This is a genomic window from Paraliobacillus zengyii, assembly GCF_003268595.1.
GTDB classification, from domain to species: Bacteria; Bacillota; Bacilli; order Bacillales; family Amphibacillaceae; genus Paraliobacillus_A; species Paraliobacillus_A zengyii.
In genome coordinates this window covers 2504721-2521104 of record NZ_CP029797.1, presented here as the reverse complement: position 1 = coordinate 2521104, position 16384 = coordinate 2504721, and the positions used below count along the sequence as shown (strand labels likewise).

At 34.8% G+C, this 16384-nt stretch carries 14 protein-coding genes; 13 read left to right on the top strand and 1 reads right to left on the bottom strand.

What is annotated here, in order from left to right; all coding sequences use genetic code 11:
* Nucleotides 1–67 precede the first annotated feature (67 nt).
* The 5 genes from accD (at nucleotide 68) to DM447_RS12845 (ending at nucleotide 5318) form a co-directional block, all read left to right on the top strand.
* Entirely contained in the window at nucleotides 68–931 is an 864-nt protein-coding gene (gene accD / locus DM447_RS12865) for an acetyl-CoA carboxylase, carboxyltransferase subunit beta (RefSeq protein ID WP_112181602.1), read from the top strand.
* Nucleotides 928–1875: an acetyl-CoA carboxylase carboxyl transferase subunit alpha gene (gene accA / locus DM447_RS12860; RefSeq protein WP_112181601.1), complete on the top strand. Its 948-nt coding sequence runs from the start codon at nucleotides 928–930 to the stop codon at nucleotides 1873–1875. Before accD ends, accA begins: the two co-directional genes overlap by 4 nt.
* Before the next feature lie 207 nt (nucleotides 1876–2082).
* Entirely contained in the window at nucleotides 2083–3042 is a 960-nt protein-coding gene (gene pfkA / locus DM447_RS12855; RefSeq protein ID WP_112181600.1) for a 6-phosphofructokinase, read from the top strand.
* Between the two features lie 42 nt (nucleotides 3043–3084).
* A complete protein-coding gene (pyk, locus tag DM447_RS12850; protein ID WP_112181599.1) occupies nucleotides 3085–4845 on the top strand; it encodes a pyruvate kinase in 1761 nt (586 codons plus the stop codon).
* 80 nt (nucleotides 4846–4925) lie between these two features.
* Nucleotides 4926–5318, top strand: a complete 393-nt coding sequence (locus tag DM447_RS12845; protein ID WP_112181598.1) for an FxsA family protein — start codon at nucleotides 4926–4928, stop codon at nucleotides 5316–5318.
* A gap of 29 nt (nucleotides 5319–5347) precedes the next feature.
* Here the strand turns inward: DM447_RS12845 and ytvI are convergent, their stop codons facing one another.
* Nucleotides 5348–6466, bottom strand: coding sequence for a sporulation integral membrane protein YtvI (gene ytvI / locus DM447_RS12840; protein WP_112181597.1), 1119 nt, complete (start codon nucleotides 6464–6466; stop codon nucleotides 5348–5350).
* Between the two features lie 112 nt (nucleotides 6467–6578).
* On the opposite strand from ytvI, the gene DM447_RS12835 reads away from it, so the two are divergent.
* The 8 genes from DM447_RS12835 (at nucleotide 6579) to mutM (ending at nucleotide 16319) form a co-directional block, all read left to right on the top strand.
* Nucleotides 6579–7043: a DUF441 domain-containing protein gene (locus DM447_RS12835; protein WP_112181596.1), complete on the top strand. Its 465-nt coding sequence runs from the start codon at nucleotides 6579–6581 to the stop codon at nucleotides 7041–7043.
* An 87-nt stretch (nucleotides 7044–7130) separates the two neighbouring features.
* Nucleotides 7131–8246 carry a citrate synthase gene (gene citZ, locus DM447_RS12830; RefSeq protein WP_112181595.1) on the top strand — a complete coding sequence of 372 codons (1116 nt, stop codon included), beginning with the start codon at nucleotides 7131–7133 and terminating at the stop codon, nucleotides 8244–8246.
* Between the two features lie 198 nt (nucleotides 8247–8444).
* Nucleotides 8445–9716, top strand: coding sequence for an NADP-dependent isocitrate dehydrogenase (gene icd, locus DM447_RS12825; protein WP_112181594.1), 1272 nt, complete (start codon nucleotides 8445–8447; stop codon nucleotides 9714–9716).
* 606 nt (nucleotides 9717–10322) lie between these two features.
* A complete protein-coding gene (locus DM447_RS12820) occupies nucleotides 10323–10517 on the top strand; it encodes a hypothetical protein (RefSeq protein ID WP_112181593.1) in 195 nt (64 codons plus the stop codon).
* A gap of 60 nt (nucleotides 10518–10577) precedes the next feature.
* Nucleotides 10578–11273, top strand: coding sequence for a response regulator transcription factor (locus DM447_RS12815; protein ID WP_112181592.1), 696 nt, complete (start codon nucleotides 10578–10580; stop codon nucleotides 11271–11273).
* Nucleotides 11273–12667, top strand: coding sequence for a two-component system histidine kinase PnpS (gene pnpS / locus DM447_RS12810; protein WP_112181591.1), 1395 nt, complete (start codon nucleotides 11273–11275; stop codon nucleotides 12665–12667). The genes DM447_RS12815 and pnpS overlap by 1 nt, the downstream gene beginning before the upstream one ends.
* 169 nt (nucleotides 12668–12836) lie before the next feature.
* Complete coding sequence (gene polA / locus DM447_RS12805; protein ID WP_112181590.1) at nucleotides 12837–15470, top strand: DNA polymerase I; 2634 nt, start codon at nucleotides 12837–12839, stop codon at nucleotides 15468–15470.
* A 15-nt stretch (nucleotides 15471–15485) separates the two neighbouring features.
* On the top strand, nucleotides 15486–16319 hold the full coding sequence (gene mutM, locus DM447_RS12800) for a DNA-formamidopyrimidine glycosylase (RefSeq protein ID WP_112181589.1): 834 nt from the start codon (nucleotides 15486–15488) through the stop codon (nucleotides 16317–16319).
* Nucleotides 16320–16384 lie beyond the last annotated feature (65 nt).

Here is a 16384-nt window from a genome sequence, read left to right as displayed (position 1 = left end):
GACACAGCCTGTGTGAAATTAAGATGAAGTTAATATATTGCTTAAATACGATAAGGAGGAGTCATCCTTGCCGATAAAAGATATTTTTACAAAAAAGAAAAAGTATGCATCGATTCCAAGTGAAAAAGCAAAACAAGATATACCACACGGATTGATGAAAAAATGTAATGGATGTCAAAAGATTTTTTATGAAAAAGAATGGACTAAAAATTTAAATGTATGTCCAGAATGTGGTTTGCATCACCAGTTACCAGCTTTTGAACGAATTGAAATACTGTGTGATGAGGATACATTTCAAGAGTGGGATCAAGAGTTGCAATCAACAGATCCTTTGGAGTTTCCAGGATATGAACAAAAGGTTTTAAAGGATAAAGAAAAAACAGGTTTAAATGAGGCAGTTGTAACTGGACAAGGTAAGATTAACGGATATGACACGGCAATAGTTGTTATGGATTCAAGGTTTCGAATGGGCAGTATGGGAGCTGTTGTCGGAGAAAAAGTAGCCCGTGCCATTGAGAATGCAAATAAGCTTTCTATTCCTATTATTATTTTTACCGCTTCTGGTGGTGCACGTATGCAGGAAGGTGTTATTAGTCTGATGCAAATGGCTAAAACATCCATTGCAATTCAACGCTTAAATAAATCTGGAGGTTGCTTGATTAGTGTTATGACTAATCCTACTACCGGAGGCGTTTCAGCAAGCTTTGCATCAATTGGAGATTATCATTTTGCAGAGCCTGGTGCGCTTATTGGGTTCGCTGGCAGAAGAATTATTGAACAAACGATTCGAGAAAAACTTCCTAGTGATTTTCAAACTGCAGAATTTCAACTTGAACATGGACAAATTGATAAAGTTGTTTCTAGGAAAGAAATGAAACAAGTTCTAACAACCGTATTAGATCTTCACCAGGCAAGGGGGCAAGAAGCTTGAAACAAGTATTAGAATTTGAAAAGCCCGTAATAGAATTACGCGAAAAGATAAACGAATTAAAAAAGCTAACTGAAGGTAGCGATATGGATTTATCAAATGAGATTACTACACTTGAAAAGCGACTGGAGAAATTAGAAGAAGACATTTATGGGAATATAAAACCATGGGATCGAGTTATGATTGCTCGTCATACCGACCGACCAACTACTTTAGATTATATTGAACTTTTATTCACTGACTTTTTGGAATTGCATGGCGATCGCTTATTTGGAGATGATACAGCGATAGTAACAGGTATAGCCAAGTATCAGGGAACACCGGTAACGGTAATTGGTCATCAGCGTGGTAAGAATACAAAGGACAATATTTATCGTAATTTTGGTAGTCCACATCCAGAAGGTTTTCGAAAAGCATTGCGACATATGAAACTAGCAGCTAAATTTAATCGTCCAATAATTACTTTTATTGATACAAAAGGTGCACACCCTGGTAAAGCTGCAGAAGAACGAGGACAAAGTGAAGCAATTGCACGTAACCTAATGGAAATGGGCGGTTTGGAAGTACCGATTATCTCCGTAGTTATCGGAGAAGGTGGTAGCGGAGGAGCGCTTGCATTAGGTGTTGCAGATGATTTATATATGCTAGAGAACTCAACATACTCGGTTATTTCACCTGAAGGTGCAGCAAGTATTTTGTGGAAAGATGCAAAACATGCACAAGAAGCTGCTGAATCATTAAAAATAACTGCAAAAGATTTAAAGGATTTGAAGATAATTGATGATGTGATCCCAGAACCAAGAGGCGGAGCTCATCGAGATGTCGAGTTACAGGCATCTTATATCGATCCCTTTATTAAAAAGTCTCTAAAAAGTTTGAGTGGTCTTGAACCAGATGCATTAGTTGAGCGTAGATGGGAAAAATATAAAGATATTGGTTCAATTTAAATTATTTTTACAAATATTGGTTTTTGTAGAAGTGTAATTTTGTATAAATAATGAAATCGTTGTAAAATTGCTTAAAATCGTCATATTTAGGGGTGAGTTTCCCTGATTTTTCATGTATAATTTTAATTGCAATAAAGCGTACTCATAATTAAAAGAGACAAGTTTGAAAAAACGCTTTAAAGGAAATATTAAGTAGGAGTGTATTAGATGAAAAAGATTGGTGTACTGACAAGTGGAGGTGACTCTCCAGGTATGAATGCAGCAATTAGAGCTGTAGTTCGTAAAGGGATCTTCCATGATATGGAAGTGTATGGTATTTATAATGGTTACCAAGGGTTAATGGCTGGTAACATAAAAAGATTGGAACTAGGTTCTGCGGGTGACATTATTCAACGTGGTGGAACAATCTTATTTTCAGCTCGATCAGAAGAGTTTAAAACAGAAGAAGGGCAGAATGTTGCAATTGAACAGTTAAATAAATTTGGAATTGAAGGTTTAATTGTAATTGGAGGAGACGGTTCTTTCCAAGGTGCTGCTAAATTAACAGCAAAAGGTTATCCTTGTATCGGTGTGCCTGGTACAATTGATAATGATATTCCTGGAACAGATTACACAATTGGTTTTGATACTGCATTAAATACGATTATAGATGCTATCGATAAAATTCGTGATACGGCAACTTCACACGAGCGGACATATGTAATTGAAGTTATGGGACGCGATGCAGGTGACTTAGCTTTATGGGCGGGGCTTGCAGATGGAGCAGAAAGTATCTTGATCCCAGAAAACGATAATGATTTTGACATCGTGGTAAATCGTTTGAAAAGAGGACAAGCAAGAGGTAAAAAGCACAGTATCATTGTACTTGCAGAAGGTGTTGGAAACGGCATGGACTATGGTAAAAAAATTCAAGATGCTACTGGAATGGAAACTAGAGTGACAGTTCTTGGACACATTCAACGTGGTGGTAAACCAACAGGGTTTGATCGTGTACTTGCAAGTCGTCTTGGTGCTAAAGCTGTTGAATTATTGCTTGCGGGTGAAGCTGGTAAAATGGTTGGTATTCAAAATAACCAGTTAGTTAGTCATGATATTATAGAAGTGCTAACGCGTAAACATAAAATTGATTTAGATATGTATAAGCTCTCTAATGAACTATCTATATAGATAAAAGGGAAAAGTGTTATAAATTGAAGGAGGAAATTTTTAATGAGAAGAACTAAAATTGTTTGTACAATTGGACCAGCTTCAGAAACAGTGGAGCAATTAGTCCAGTTAATTGATGCAGGAATGAACGTAGCACGTCTGAATTTTTCACATGGTGATTTTGAGGAGCACGGTCAACGTATCGTAAATATAAGAGAAGCTGCTAAGAAAACAGGGAAAACTGTAGCGATCTTACTTGACACGAAAGGTCCAGAAATCAGAACGAATACAATGAAAAATGGTGAAGTACATATTACCAAAGGCAAAGAAATTAACATTTCTATGAAAGAAGTTGAAGGAACAGAAGAAAAATTTTCTGTCAGCTATCCGCAACTAATTGATGATGTACATGTTGGATCAAAAATCCTTCTAGATGATGGTTTAATTGAATTAGAAGTTATTGACATTTTAAATGATCAAAAAGAATTAAAAACAATAGCATTAAATTCTGGTGTATTAAAAAACAAAAAAGGTGTAAATGTACCAAATGTAAGTGTTAATCTTCCTGGAATCACAGATAAAGATGCAGCAGATATTAAATTTGGTATTGAGCAAGATGTTGATTTCATTGCAGCATCATTTGTTCGTCGCGCCTCAGATGTATTAGAAATTAAACAGCTATTGGAAACGAATAATGCTTCTCATATCCATATTATCCCTAAAATTGAGAATCAGGAAGGTGTCGACAATCTGGATGCTATCCTACAGGTAAGTGATGGATTAATGGTTGCTCGTGGTGACTTAGGTGTTGAAATTCCACCAGAAGATGTGCCATTAGTACAAAAAGATATGATTAGAAAATGTAATACTGCAGGCAAACCTGTTATTACAGCAACACAAATGTTAGATTCTATGCAACGTAACCCGCGTCCAACACGTGCTGAGGCATCCGATGTTGCGAATGCTATTTTTGATGGTTCAGATGCAATCATGCTTTCTGGTGAAACAGCAGCAGGTGACTATCCTGTTGAGGCAGTTCAAACAATGAGTAATATTGCTACAAAAGCAGAAACAGCAATTGACCATAAGTCTGTATTAGATATACGTTCTAAATCAAGTGAATTAACGATTACTGATGCGATTAGTCAATCTGTTAATCATTCAGCTATGAATTTAAATGTAGATGCTATCCTAACGCCGACTGCTAGTGGACATACAGCACGTATGATCTCGAAGTATCGTCCTGAAGCACCAATTATTGCCGTAACATTTGATGAAAGAATTAGCCGTCGTCTATCACTTGTTTGGGGCGTGCAATCCATTCTTGGAGAACTAGCTTATTCTACAGATGATGTCTTAGATTTGGCTATCCAAAAAGGTTTATCAGCTGGTCATTTTAATTACGGAGACCGAGTTATCATAACAGCAGGTGTACCTGTTGGAGAAAGTGGAACAACTAACTTGATGAAAATCCATATTATTGGTGATGTTTTAACAAAAGGCCAAGGTATTGGAAAAGGAAGTTCATTTGGTAAAGCAGTTCTAGCTAAAAATGCAGAAGAAGCAAATGCAAAAATGAAGCAAGGTGACATTCTTGTAACTTATGGCACAGATAAAGAGATGATGTCAGCAGTAGAGAAAGCTAGTGGTATTGTTACTGAAGAAGGTGGATTAACTTCTCATGCGGCATTAGTTGGATTAGACTTAGGAATCCCTGTTATTGTTGGAGTCGAAAAGGCAATTAATTTAATTGAAGACGGGCAAGATATTACAATCGATGCTAAAAAAGGTGATATTTACAGTGGACATGCAAGTATATTGTAATAGTTTTAGATAAAAAGAAGGGATTTTCCCTTCTTTTTTTCACCTAATTAGGAATCAGTATAAAAAAGGAGCGTAATCATTTGTTTCGATGGTTGTTACTATTTATATTAGTTGTACCAGCATTAGAAATTGGTATTTTTATCTGGGCTGGCGGATACATCGGTACGTGGTGGGTAATAGCTTTAATTGTCTTAACTGGTATTATGGGAGCCGCTTTAGCTAAGAAACAAGGCTTGGAGACATTAAATCAAGCTAGAACGCAAATGAGTTATGGTCAAGCACCAGCAGAACAAATTTTTGATGGCATATGTATATTAATAGGTGCAGTTGTTCTATTAACACCTGGTTTTATTACCGACGCAATAGGTTTTCTATTATTGTTACCAGTAACAAGAACACCAATTAAACGGTGGTTACGTAACGTATTACAATCCATGTTGGATAAAGGGACAATCACCATATTTAAACGATAAAATCGTTTAAAAAACAATCTTATATAATGTTAATCTTTTCCTTCATAAATGTAACACCACAAGTTTAGCAGAATACCAGTTTTAGATAATGTTTGCATAAACATGACGATGAACGGTGCAACAAAGACACCCAATAATCCAAATAATTGATAGGAAGCAAAAGCTGTAATCAGCATCCATAATGGATTAACCCCAATATGAGATGCTAATAATTTTGGTTCCATCAGTTGCCGCTGGATTATAACTATCATGTATATTGCACATAATTGGATAGTTAAATCAAAATTACCATTTATAAATTGATAGATAATCCAAGGAATAAAGAATAAGCCGGTCCCCAAATAGGGAATAAAGTCTACGATACCAATTAAAAGTGCGAGTGTAAAAGGATAGTCAATATTTATCACAAGTAATCCAATAAAAATAAGCAATGTTGAAATTAAAGTTAATATGAGCTGTGCTTTAAAAAAACTATATAGCGTATGCTTGAATGTTTTTGTGACAGCTCCCATCTTATTTAGAAATTTAATTGGTATTATTTTATTGTACCAATTTTGAAGCTTGTACCAATCTTTACTAATAAAAAACGTGCCTAATAAAATAAAAAAAGAAACAGATAATAAATTTGGTAGACCTCTAATAAAATTTGTTGCTGTAAAAAAGAAATTTTCTAAGATAGCAGAACCACTGGAAGCAATTTCGCTTATCGTTTGTTGTAATTGTTTCACAATAGTAGTTTGCTGTGCAGATTGTAAATGTTCATATCGAATCATTAGTTTATCGTATATTGGTAATAGAGTTGATTCGATCCATCTCTGAATATAGTGCAAAAAATCTTGGAAATGAGCAGGGATATATTTGGCTAAAAACAGCAATGCTTGAATAGATTCGAGCATACAGATCATCACAAAAGAAATCAAAATTGTGGAAATAATAGAAATCGTTAATAAACTTGCAAAAGTACGATGTAAATGCCACTTTTGTTCTAGAAATGTGATGAAAGGATTTAATAGGAACGCAATAATAAAAGCGATTATAAATGGATAGGTATATCTTATTAAAACAGTAAAAGTTATGATAGAAAGAAAGACTAGTAAAACAACATAGAATAAACGAATAATGCGAGCTATTATATGTTTAGGTATCATGTGCAACCCTCCCTATATATAAAGATATTTTCCATTTGTGTATATTATGTGATAATATAAAAATTAATCGACGTTTGCCTTTTTTGGTAACGCAAGTGGAGGCGTCACAATTATGATTAATCAATCAACATTATTTTTGTTGTTATTATTCGCATTAGGTTACATAGGAAAAAACCAATCAATTATGATAGCCGTCTATGTATTGTTGGGTATGAAGCTTTTTAAAATGGATGACAAGTTATTTCCTTATATACAAGATAAAGGGATGTTGTGGGGAGTTACTATTATTACAATAGCTGTACTAATCCCAATCGCTAGTGGGGATATTGGATTTAAAGATCTGATCGAAAGTGTAAAGTCTTACTATGGTTGGATTGCTCTTGGAGCTGGTGCGTTTGTCGCAATTGTAGCTAAGGGAGGATTAGACTTATTAGCTAATGATCCACATTTAACAACTGCACTTGTTATGGGTACCATACTAGCTGTGGTTTTATTTCAGGGCGTAGCTGTTGGTCCATTAATTGGTGCTGGCATTGCTTATATGGTTATGCGAATTGTAGACTTTTTTATACCATAAATGAACTGAAATATAAGTCGATTTTATTTAGATAATAATTATGCTAGCTAACTGAATAAAAACGTAAAAGTAAAGGAGTGGAATGCAATGTCAACTACCAAAGGACTAGAAGGAGTCATTGCAACAGAATCATCTATTAGTTCAATTATTGATGACCAATTGACCTATGTAGGTTATAAAATTGATGATCTTGCAGAACATTCTAGTTTTGAGGAAGTTGTGTATCTATTATGGCATAAACGACTTCCAACACAATCAGAATTGACTGAGATTCAAAATGAATTGACTTCTAATATGGTGCTTCCAGATGAAGTCATTAAACTTTTTAATATGTATGATCTTTCTGCCATTCATCCAATGGCTGCTTTACGTACAGCTATATCTTTATTGGGTTTATCTGATCCAGAGGTAGACATAATGGAACCTGAGGCTAATTTGCGAAAGGCTATTCGGTTACAGGCAAAGATATCTACAGTAATCACTGCATTTTCTCGCCTAAGAGAAGGCGAAGAACCAATTGCACCTAAACCTGGACTTAGTTATGCAGAAAATTTTCTTTACATGTTAAAAGGAAAAGAAGCTGAAGCAATTGAAGTAGAAGCTTTTAATAAAGCACTTGTTCTTCATGCTGATCATGAGTTAAATGCTTCTACGTTTACAGCGCGGGTTTGTGTTGCTACATTGTCTGATCTCTATTCGGGTGTTATCGCAGCAATTGGTGCTTTAAAGGGACCTTTACATGGTGGTGCTAATGAACAAGTTATGCAAATGTTAACCGATATAGCTGAAGTAGATAATGCTATACCGTATATACAAGAGAAGCTGGAAAACAAAGAAAAAATTATGGGAATGGGACATCGTGTTTACCGAACGGGTGATCCGAGAGCGAAACATCTTAAAAAAATGTCCGAACAATTAACAGAAGTAACAGGACAATCTAAATGGTATGAAATGTCTGTTAAAATAGAAGCGTACATTAAAGAAAAAAAGGGTTTACCAGCAAACGTAGATTTTTATTCTGCATCTGTCTATCATAGTCTTGGAATAGCACACGACTTGTTCACTCCAATTTTTGCGATGAGTAGAACCTCAGGTTGGTTAGCACATATTTTAGAACAGTACGAGAACAATCGCTTGATTCGTCCACGTGCTGAATATATTGGACCAATCAGACAACCATTTATAGCGTTGGAGGATAGATAGGTTATTAATCTTGATAGAGACAATTACTTAAAAGCAAAAGTGAAAAAAATAGTTTGAGTGGGGTCATTAAGAAACTGATTTATTAACGAACAAGCAGGAAGAAAGGCAAAGATCTCGACAGACTGACGTTTCGAATTATTTTATTTTTGGTTTACATGTATTTATTTATAATGTTAGCAACTATTAGGAGGTAATAGAATGTCAAAAGGTGAAAAAATCACAGTAGAAAATGGAGTTGTACAAACTCCGGATCACGCAATCATTCCATTTATTGAAGGCGACGGTATTGGCGCTGACATTTGGGCAGCTTCTAGTCGCGTGATTGAAGCAGCAGTAGAGAAAGCTTATCAAGGTAAAAAGTCAATTATATGGAAAGAAGTGTATGCAGGTCAAAAAGCTTTCGACCGTACTGGCGAATGGTTACCTGATGAAACTTTAGATGCGATACGTGAATATAAAATTGCAATAAAAGGACCACTAACAACACCAATTGGTGGGGGAATTCGCTCTTTAAATGTTGCGCTAAGACAACAATTGGATCTTTTTACATGTTTAAGACCTGTACGTTACGTTGATGGTGTTCCGTCACCCGTTAAACGACCTCAGGATACAAATATGGTAATCTTCCGAGAAAATACGGAAGACATTTATGCAGGAATTGAGTGGCAACAGGGTTCAGATGAAGCAAAAAAGGTTATTGACTTCTTGCAAAATGAGATGGGAGTTAAAAATATCCGTTTTCCAGAGACTTCAGGGATTGGTGTCAAGCCGATATCTACGGAAGGAACAAAGCGCCTAGTACGTGCTGCAATTGATTATGCAATCAATGAAGGAAGAAAGAGTGTTACCTTAGTACATAAAGGTAATATTATGAAGTTTACAGAAGGTGCTTTTAAAACGTGGGGCTATGAATTAGCTGAAGAAGAATATGGCGATAAAGTTTTCACATGGGCTACGTATGATAAAATTGTTGAAGAAAAAGGTCGTGAAGCTGCTGATGAGGCTCAGGCAGAAGCTGAGAAAGCAGGTAAAATTATTATTAAAGATTCAATTGCCGACATCTTCTTACAACAAATTTTGACGAGACCTAAAGAATTTGAAGTTGTTGCAACGATGAATTTGAATGGTGATTATATATCAGATGCATTAGCGGCTCAAGTTGGTGGAATTGGTATTGCACCTGGAGCAAATATTAACTATGAAACAGGACATGCAATCTTTGAAGCAACGCATGGTACTGCACCTAAATATGCTGGTTTAGACAAAGTGAATCCATCGTCAGTCATTTTATCTGCTGTATTAATGCTTGAACATATTGGTTGGAAAGAAGCGGCTCAGCTAATTACTAAATCAATGGATAAAACGATTAGTGAGAAAGTAGTTACATACGATTTTGCTCGTATGATGGATAATGCTACAGAAGTTAAAACATCAGAATTCGGTACAGCATTAATTAACAACATGGATTAATAATGTAATAGCAAATTAAAACAACCTCTTATAACACATATAAGAGGTTGTTTTTTCTTATTAAGTCGTAATAGATAGAAACTGCGACGTAGATTCCATATCCGCTCCACAATTGAAATGGGATCGCTTTCCGTGGGCACGGCTTCAGTTAACTCGGATAAGCATAGATCGCTTTCCGAGTGGATCTTCAGCCCGCGCTGTTCCCACAGGAGTCTCACCCATTTCAATTGCTCCGCTGGATAGGCGTTAAAAGTGGTACATCTTTTACTGGTCAGAAGTTTTATTGTACTAATGACAACAGCTGATCACGTTATGCTGATTGATTGTAGCGTAGGACAGTCGACTCCTGCGGGAAAAGCAACAGCTGAAAATCCCACAGGAAGTGCTTTTTGCTTCCGAGGAAGTTGAAGCGTTGGGTCTGTGATTACTCGACCCATCGAAAAGACTTGCCCGCGGAAAGCGACTGACCGAAGCGAAAATCAACATGGCGGTTTACGTCACAGTTTATGATAATTGTGACAATATTTTGGAATGTAAAAATACTAGAGTGAAAAATATTGTTGCTTCTCTGTATGAACAAATGAAGTCTCATTTAGTGTTTTTTTGATGGGACTAGTAATTTCAGTTCAAGTTGATCTAAATACAGCGTTGTTAGATGCTAGTTCTTCTGAAAGTACTATTTATGAAGTAAACTTTAAAATTGTAAATAAAATTTTACATAAGGAAAGACTACTTTATATGTCAATTCTATTCACATACAGTTGGCTTCCATGTATGATGAAGAAAGATAAGTTTGTTTAAAGGGAATGGGTTGCATTATTTCATCTAAATTTTTTAGACAGAAAAATGGGGGTTTTTACAATGAACCAAAGAATACTAATTGTTGATGATGAAGAATCGATCGTAACATTACTACAATATAATATTGAAAGATCAGGTTTTAAAACGGAAGTTGCTTATACTGGTACTGAGGGTTTAGAGAAGGCAACAACCGGAATGTTTGATCTGATCGTATTAGATTTAATGTTGCCCGAATTAGAAGGTACAGAAATTTGTAAGTTATTACGACAAAGAAAAGTCGAGACACCCATCTTAATGTTAACTGCAAAAGATGACGAGTTTGATAAAGTATTAGGATTGGAATTAGGGGCAGATGATTATTTGACAAAACCTTTTAGTCCAAAAGAGGTTGTAGCTAGAATAAAAGCTATTTTAAGAAGATCAAATAAACAACAAACCGAATTGGAACCACCAGTAATAAGAGTTTCAGAACTATCAATTTATCCTGAACAATACGAAGCTGTTATTCGTGAAGAAACTCTTTCATTCACTAGAAAAGAGTTTGAACTATTATTATATTTGGCAAAGAATAAAGGAAAAGTATTATCACGTGATCAACTGTTGAGTGCGGTATGGAATTATGATTTTGTCGGTGATACGCGTATTGTAGATGTCCATGTCAGTCACCTACGTGATAAAATTGAGCCTGACACAAAACATCCTGTATATATAAAGACTATTAGAGGACTTGGTTATAAAATGGAGGAACCTTATTAATGATTCAGACCAATTTTCGTTTGTTTTTCACCTACATAGCTGTCGTCACAGTAGTGTTGAGTAGTATTGGTTTTATCATGTTACCACTTGTCTCTGGAAATGAACAGATCATTGTTATCTTAACATTACTAGGAAGCTTCATTATTTTTTTAGTTATTATTTATCAATTATTTGATCGATATATTAAACCAGTTCGTTCTGCTGCAACTGTAGCTGAGGAATTAGTAAAAGGTAATTATAAAACAAGAACTTATGAAAATCATTATGGAGATGCAGGTAGATTAAGCAATGCAATTAACTTACTTGCTAGAAACTTACAAGAAATGACGATACAGGAAAAAATACAAGGCAGTCAACTAAGAACTGTGATAGATAATATGGAAAGTGGTGTTATATTAATTGATGAACGTGGATATGTTCATTTGGTTAATCGTAAGTTCCTGAAGATTTTCGGTAAAAAAACGAAAGATTATATCGGTTATTTGTACTATGATGTATTAGAAGAAGAACGAATTTATAAAGCGGTACAGGAAGCTTTTTTGTATGAACAGAAAGTAAAAAATGCATTTACGATTTCAATGGAAGTGGAAAAACTTTATATTGAAATTGTTGGCGCTCCAATTTTCAATGAAATCAATGAATTGAAAGGTGCTGTCCTAGTATTTCATGATATTACAGAATTAAAGCGTCTGGAACAAATGCGTAAAGACTTTGTTGCGAATGTATCTCATGAATTAAAAACGCCTATTACTTCAATCAAAGGTTTTGCAGAAACTCTATTGGATGAAAATATGGATGATGAGGAAATTAGAAATAAGTTTTTGGAGATTATTTATAAAGAAAGTGAAAGAATTCAAGCATTAGTTAATGATTTATTAGAATTGTCAAAGTTGGAAAAAGACGAAATGCATATTCTGTATGAAAAAGTGAATATATCGGAATTAATTGAGGAAATAGCACCTATGGTACAACAGGAGGCAACTAGAAAAGAAATTACGTTTGAAACTAACTTAGAACAAAATGTAATAATAGATGGAGATTTTGATCGTTTAAAACAAGTGTGCATCAATTTACTTAATAATGCGATTAGTTATACGCCAGTTGGTGGGAAAGTAATTTTAAAAGTGAAAGTAATAGATGCTAATTTGCATATTACTGTTACTGATACGGGAATCGGTATACCAGAGGATAAAATGAATCGTGTATTTGAGAGGTTCTATCGAGTAGATAAAGCTAGAAGCAGAAATACTGGAGGTACTGGTTTAGGTCTTGCAATTGTTAAACATATTGTAGAAGCTCATAATGGTACGATCAGTTTAGATAGCAAAGTAGGAGTAGGTTCAACATTCTCTGTGCTTGTTCCAATTAATAAAAAATTTATATTAAAAGATTGAAAAAAGCTTAAAAAGCTTTTTTTTTTGAATATACATTACCATGTATATTCATAAAGGTTAATCCCTATCAAACAGTGATTTTTTTCTATTTTCAATTAAACATGGTAGAATATAAATGACATTAGTAAAAAGAATTTGGTGAACGTTAGGAAAGGGGTCTATGTTAAAAATGACTAATAAATTAGTATTAATAGATGGTAATAGCATTCTGTATCGTGCTTTTTTTGCTCTGCCTTTACTGAATAATGATAAAGGTGTTTATACAAATGCAGTATATGGTTTTACTACAATGCTGATGAAAATTATTGAAACTGAAAAACCAACACATATGCTTGTAGCATTTGATGCAGGGAAAACAACATTTCGTCATGAAACGTATCAAGAATATAAAGGTGGAAGACAGAAGACACCACCAGAATTATCAGAACAATTTCCTTTAATAAAAGAATTACTCGATGCATCTTCCATTAAGCATTATGAGTTACCTAATTATGAAGCAGATGATATCATTGGAACACTAGCTAGAGTTGCGGAAAAGGAATCCTTTGATGTTCGAGTTATTTCTGGTGACAAGGATATGTTACAACTTGTTACAGATCGGGTACAAGTGCAATTAACAAAAAAAGGGTTAAGTGATATTGATACATACACACCAGAATTTATGAAAGAGAAAATGAAAGTGAACCCAGAGCAAATTATCGATATGAAAGCTCTAATGGGTGATAGCTCAGATAATATCCCAGGTATCCCAGGTATTGGTCAAAAAACTGCAGTAAAATTACTTAATCAGTTTCATACTTTAGAGAAAGTTTTTGAGAATGTAGAATCAGTTACTGCTAAAAAGCTGAAGGAAAAGTTAGAAAACCATCAAGATGATGCGTTTATGAGTAAACAATTAGTGACAATCAATTGCGAATCACCAATTGAAGTAGAATTAAAAGATACGCTTTATTCTGGATATGATGTGAATCAGTTGAGTGCTGTGTTTAAAGACTTGGGATTTAATTCATTATTAACTAAAGTTACTGGTGAAGTCATTGTAGAAGAGAAAGAAGCGCTTGAAGCTGTTGATATTGAAATATTAGATAATGTTTCAGCATCACTATTTATTGGAGTAGAGGCGTTAGAGGTAGAGATTTTAACAGATAATTATCACCTTGCTCCTATTGAAGGATTTGGAATTGTTAATAAAGATAAGAAGTATTTTATACCAACTGAGATTGCTGTGAAATCAGATGCATTTAAACAATGGGCGGAAGATCCTGAGAAAGAAAAATGGGTGTTTGATGCAAAGAAAGTAACAGTCTCTTTACTAAACCATGGAATTGTTGTTAGTGGAATTACCTTTGATTTATTGTTAGCGTCTTATTTAATAGATCCTTCAGAGAATCATCATACCATTCCTGCAATCAGTCATCGAATGGGGCAAAAACAAGTGCTTTCTGATGAAGAAGTCTATGGTAAAGGTGCGAAACTACAAGTTCCAAGTCAAGATCAATTAGCGGATCATATCGGACGTAAAACAATGATGTTATTTGCTCTAAAATCACAGGTGGAAGAAGAATTAGAAGCAAATCAACAGATAGAGTTATTATATAATTTAGAATTACCTTTGGCGGTTATCCTAGGCAAAATGGAAGCTACTGGAGTTAAAATAGATCAAGATCAACTAAATGTGATGCAAAAAGAGTTGAAAATACGTTTAGATAAAATAGAAGAGGAAGTCCATGAGCTTGCAGGTGAAGATTTCAACTTAAACTCCCCTAAACAACTGGGGCCAATTTTATTTGAAAAGTTAGAATTACCTATTATTAAAAAAACGAAAACAGGTTATTCTACTTCAGCGGATATATTGGAACAGTTAAAACAAAAGCATCCGATTATACCTAAGCTATTGCTTTATCGGCAGCTAAGAAAATTACAATCAACTTATATCGAAGGGCTCTTAAAAGTGGTTCATCCTGATACTGGAAAGATTCACACGCGCTTTAACCAAGCACTTACTCAAACGGGTCGATTAAGCTCGACAGAACCTAATATGCAGAACATTCCAATTCGACTAGAGGAAGGAAAGAAGATAAGAAAAGCATTTATTCCTTCTGAAAAAGATTGGGTAATTTTCGCAGCGGATTATTCTCAGATTGAATTGCGTGTCCTAGCGGATATCGCAAAGGATGAATTATTAGTACAAGCATTCCAAGAAGACATGGATATTCATACTAGAACAGCAATGGATGTATTCCATGTAGATGCCGAGGACGTAGATGGTAATATGCGACGTCAAGCAAAAGCAGTGAATTTTGGTATTGTATACGGAATTAGTGACTATGGTTTATCACAAAATCTTGGCATTACACGTAAAGAAGCTAAGGCATTCATCGAACGCTATTTTGATAGCTATCCAGGTGTTAAAACATATATGGAGGAGATTGTTAAAGAAGCGAAACAAAAAGGGTATGTGACGACGCTTATGCAACGCAGGCGTTATTTACCAGATATCACAAATCGCAATTTTAATCTCCGTAGTTTTGCTGAGAGAACAGCAATGAATACACCTATTCAAGGTAGTGCAGCAGATATTATAAAAAAAGCAATGATTGATCTAGAACACGCACTTAAAGAAAATAATTTGAAAGCACGTATGTTATTACAAGTGCATGATGAATTGATTATAGAAGCACCAAAAACAGAAATTGAGCTATTGAAAGAACTTGTCCCAAGAGTTATGGAAAATACTGTGTCATTAGCTGTGCCATTAAAGGTTGATTATGCGTATGGCGAAACTTGGTTTGATGCAAAATAAGTGAGGTAGAAACAGATGCCAGAATTACCAGAAGTAGAAACAATTAGAAAAACGTTAATAGAGCTAGTCGTTAATCAAAAAATTGAAGCTGTGACTGTCAACTGGGCGAAAATTATTAAAGAACCAGATGACCATCTAATTTTCAGTCAATTAGTTGAGGGTGAAATAATTTTAGATATTCACAGAAAAGGTAAATTTTTATTGTTTGAGTTAACAAACTATACGCTTGTTTCTCATTTACGCATGGAAGGTAAATATGGTGTTTTTGAACATGATATTCCTGTGGATAAGCATACACATGTTATTTTTCATTTTGAAAGCGGGAAAGAATTACGCTATAAAGATGTTCGAAAGTTTGGAACAATGCATTTGTATCCTAAAGGAGAAGAGTTCTTAGTAAAACCGTTAAATCAAATTGGTCCTGACCCGTTTGAAGAAGGATATAAACTCAGCGCGTTATACGAAAAAATTCATAGAAGCCAACGGGTAATAAAAAATATTCTGTTGGATCAACAAGTCATAGCTGGTTTAGGAAATATTTATGTGGATGAAACGTTGTATAAGGCACAAATCCATCCATTAACCAAGGGATCTGAACTTAGTGAACCTGAAGTGAAACGTTTGTTAAAACATGCGAAAGAAACCCTAACAGAAGCTGTTGCACAAGGTGGGACAACCATTCGATCTTATGTGAATAGCCAAGGCCAAATTGGAATGTTTCAGCAACAGTTGTTTGCTTATGGACAAGAGAATACACCTTGTAAACGTTGTGGAGAACCAATTGTTAAAATAAAAGTTGCTGGTAGAGGTACACATCTTTGTACTAGATGCCAACCTATAAAAGAATAGGCGATTGAACCGATTTTTTGCACAACTGTTTTATGCCCTCCATATACTACTCATGTGTTTTAACA

Coding starts and splice junctions, on each gene's coding strand:
- pfkA (WP_112181600.1), top strand. CDS start 2,083: ATGAAAAAGATTGGTGTACTGACAAGTGGAGGTGACTCTCCAGGTATG.
- pyk (WP_112181599.1), top strand. CDS start 3,085: ATGAGAAGAACTAAAATTGTTTGTACAATTGGACCAGCTTCAGAAACA.
- ytvI (WP_112181597.1), bottom strand. CDS start 6,466: ATGATACCTAAACATATAATAGCTCGCATTATTCGTTTATTCTATGTT.
- DM447_RS12835 (WP_112181596.1), top strand. CDS start 6,579: ATGATTAATCAATCAACATTATTTTTGTTGTTATTATTCGCATTAGGT.
- citZ (WP_112181595.1), top strand. CDS start 7,131: ATGTCAACTACCAAAGGACTAGAAGGAGTCATTGCAACAGAATCATCT.
- icd (WP_112181594.1), top strand. CDS start 8,445: ATGTCAAAAGGTGAAAAAATCACAGTAGAAAATGGAGTTGTACAAACT.
- DM447_RS12820 (WP_112181593.1), top strand. CDS start 10,323: ATGGGACTAGTAATTTCAGTTCAAGTTGATCTAAATACAGCGTTGTTA.
- DM447_RS12815 (WP_112181592.1), top strand. CDS start 10,578: ATGAACCAAAGAATACTAATTGTTGATGATGAAGAATCGATCGTAACA.
- pnpS (WP_112181591.1), top strand. CDS start 11,273: ATGATTCAGACCAATTTTCGTTTGTTTTTCACCTACATAGCTGTCGTC.
- polA (WP_112181590.1), top strand. CDS start 12,837: ATGACTAATAAATTAGTATTAATAGATGGTAATAGCATTCTGTATCGT.
- mutM (WP_112181589.1), top strand. CDS start 15,486: ATGCCAGAATTACCAGAAGTAGAAACAATTAGAAAAACGTTAATAGAG.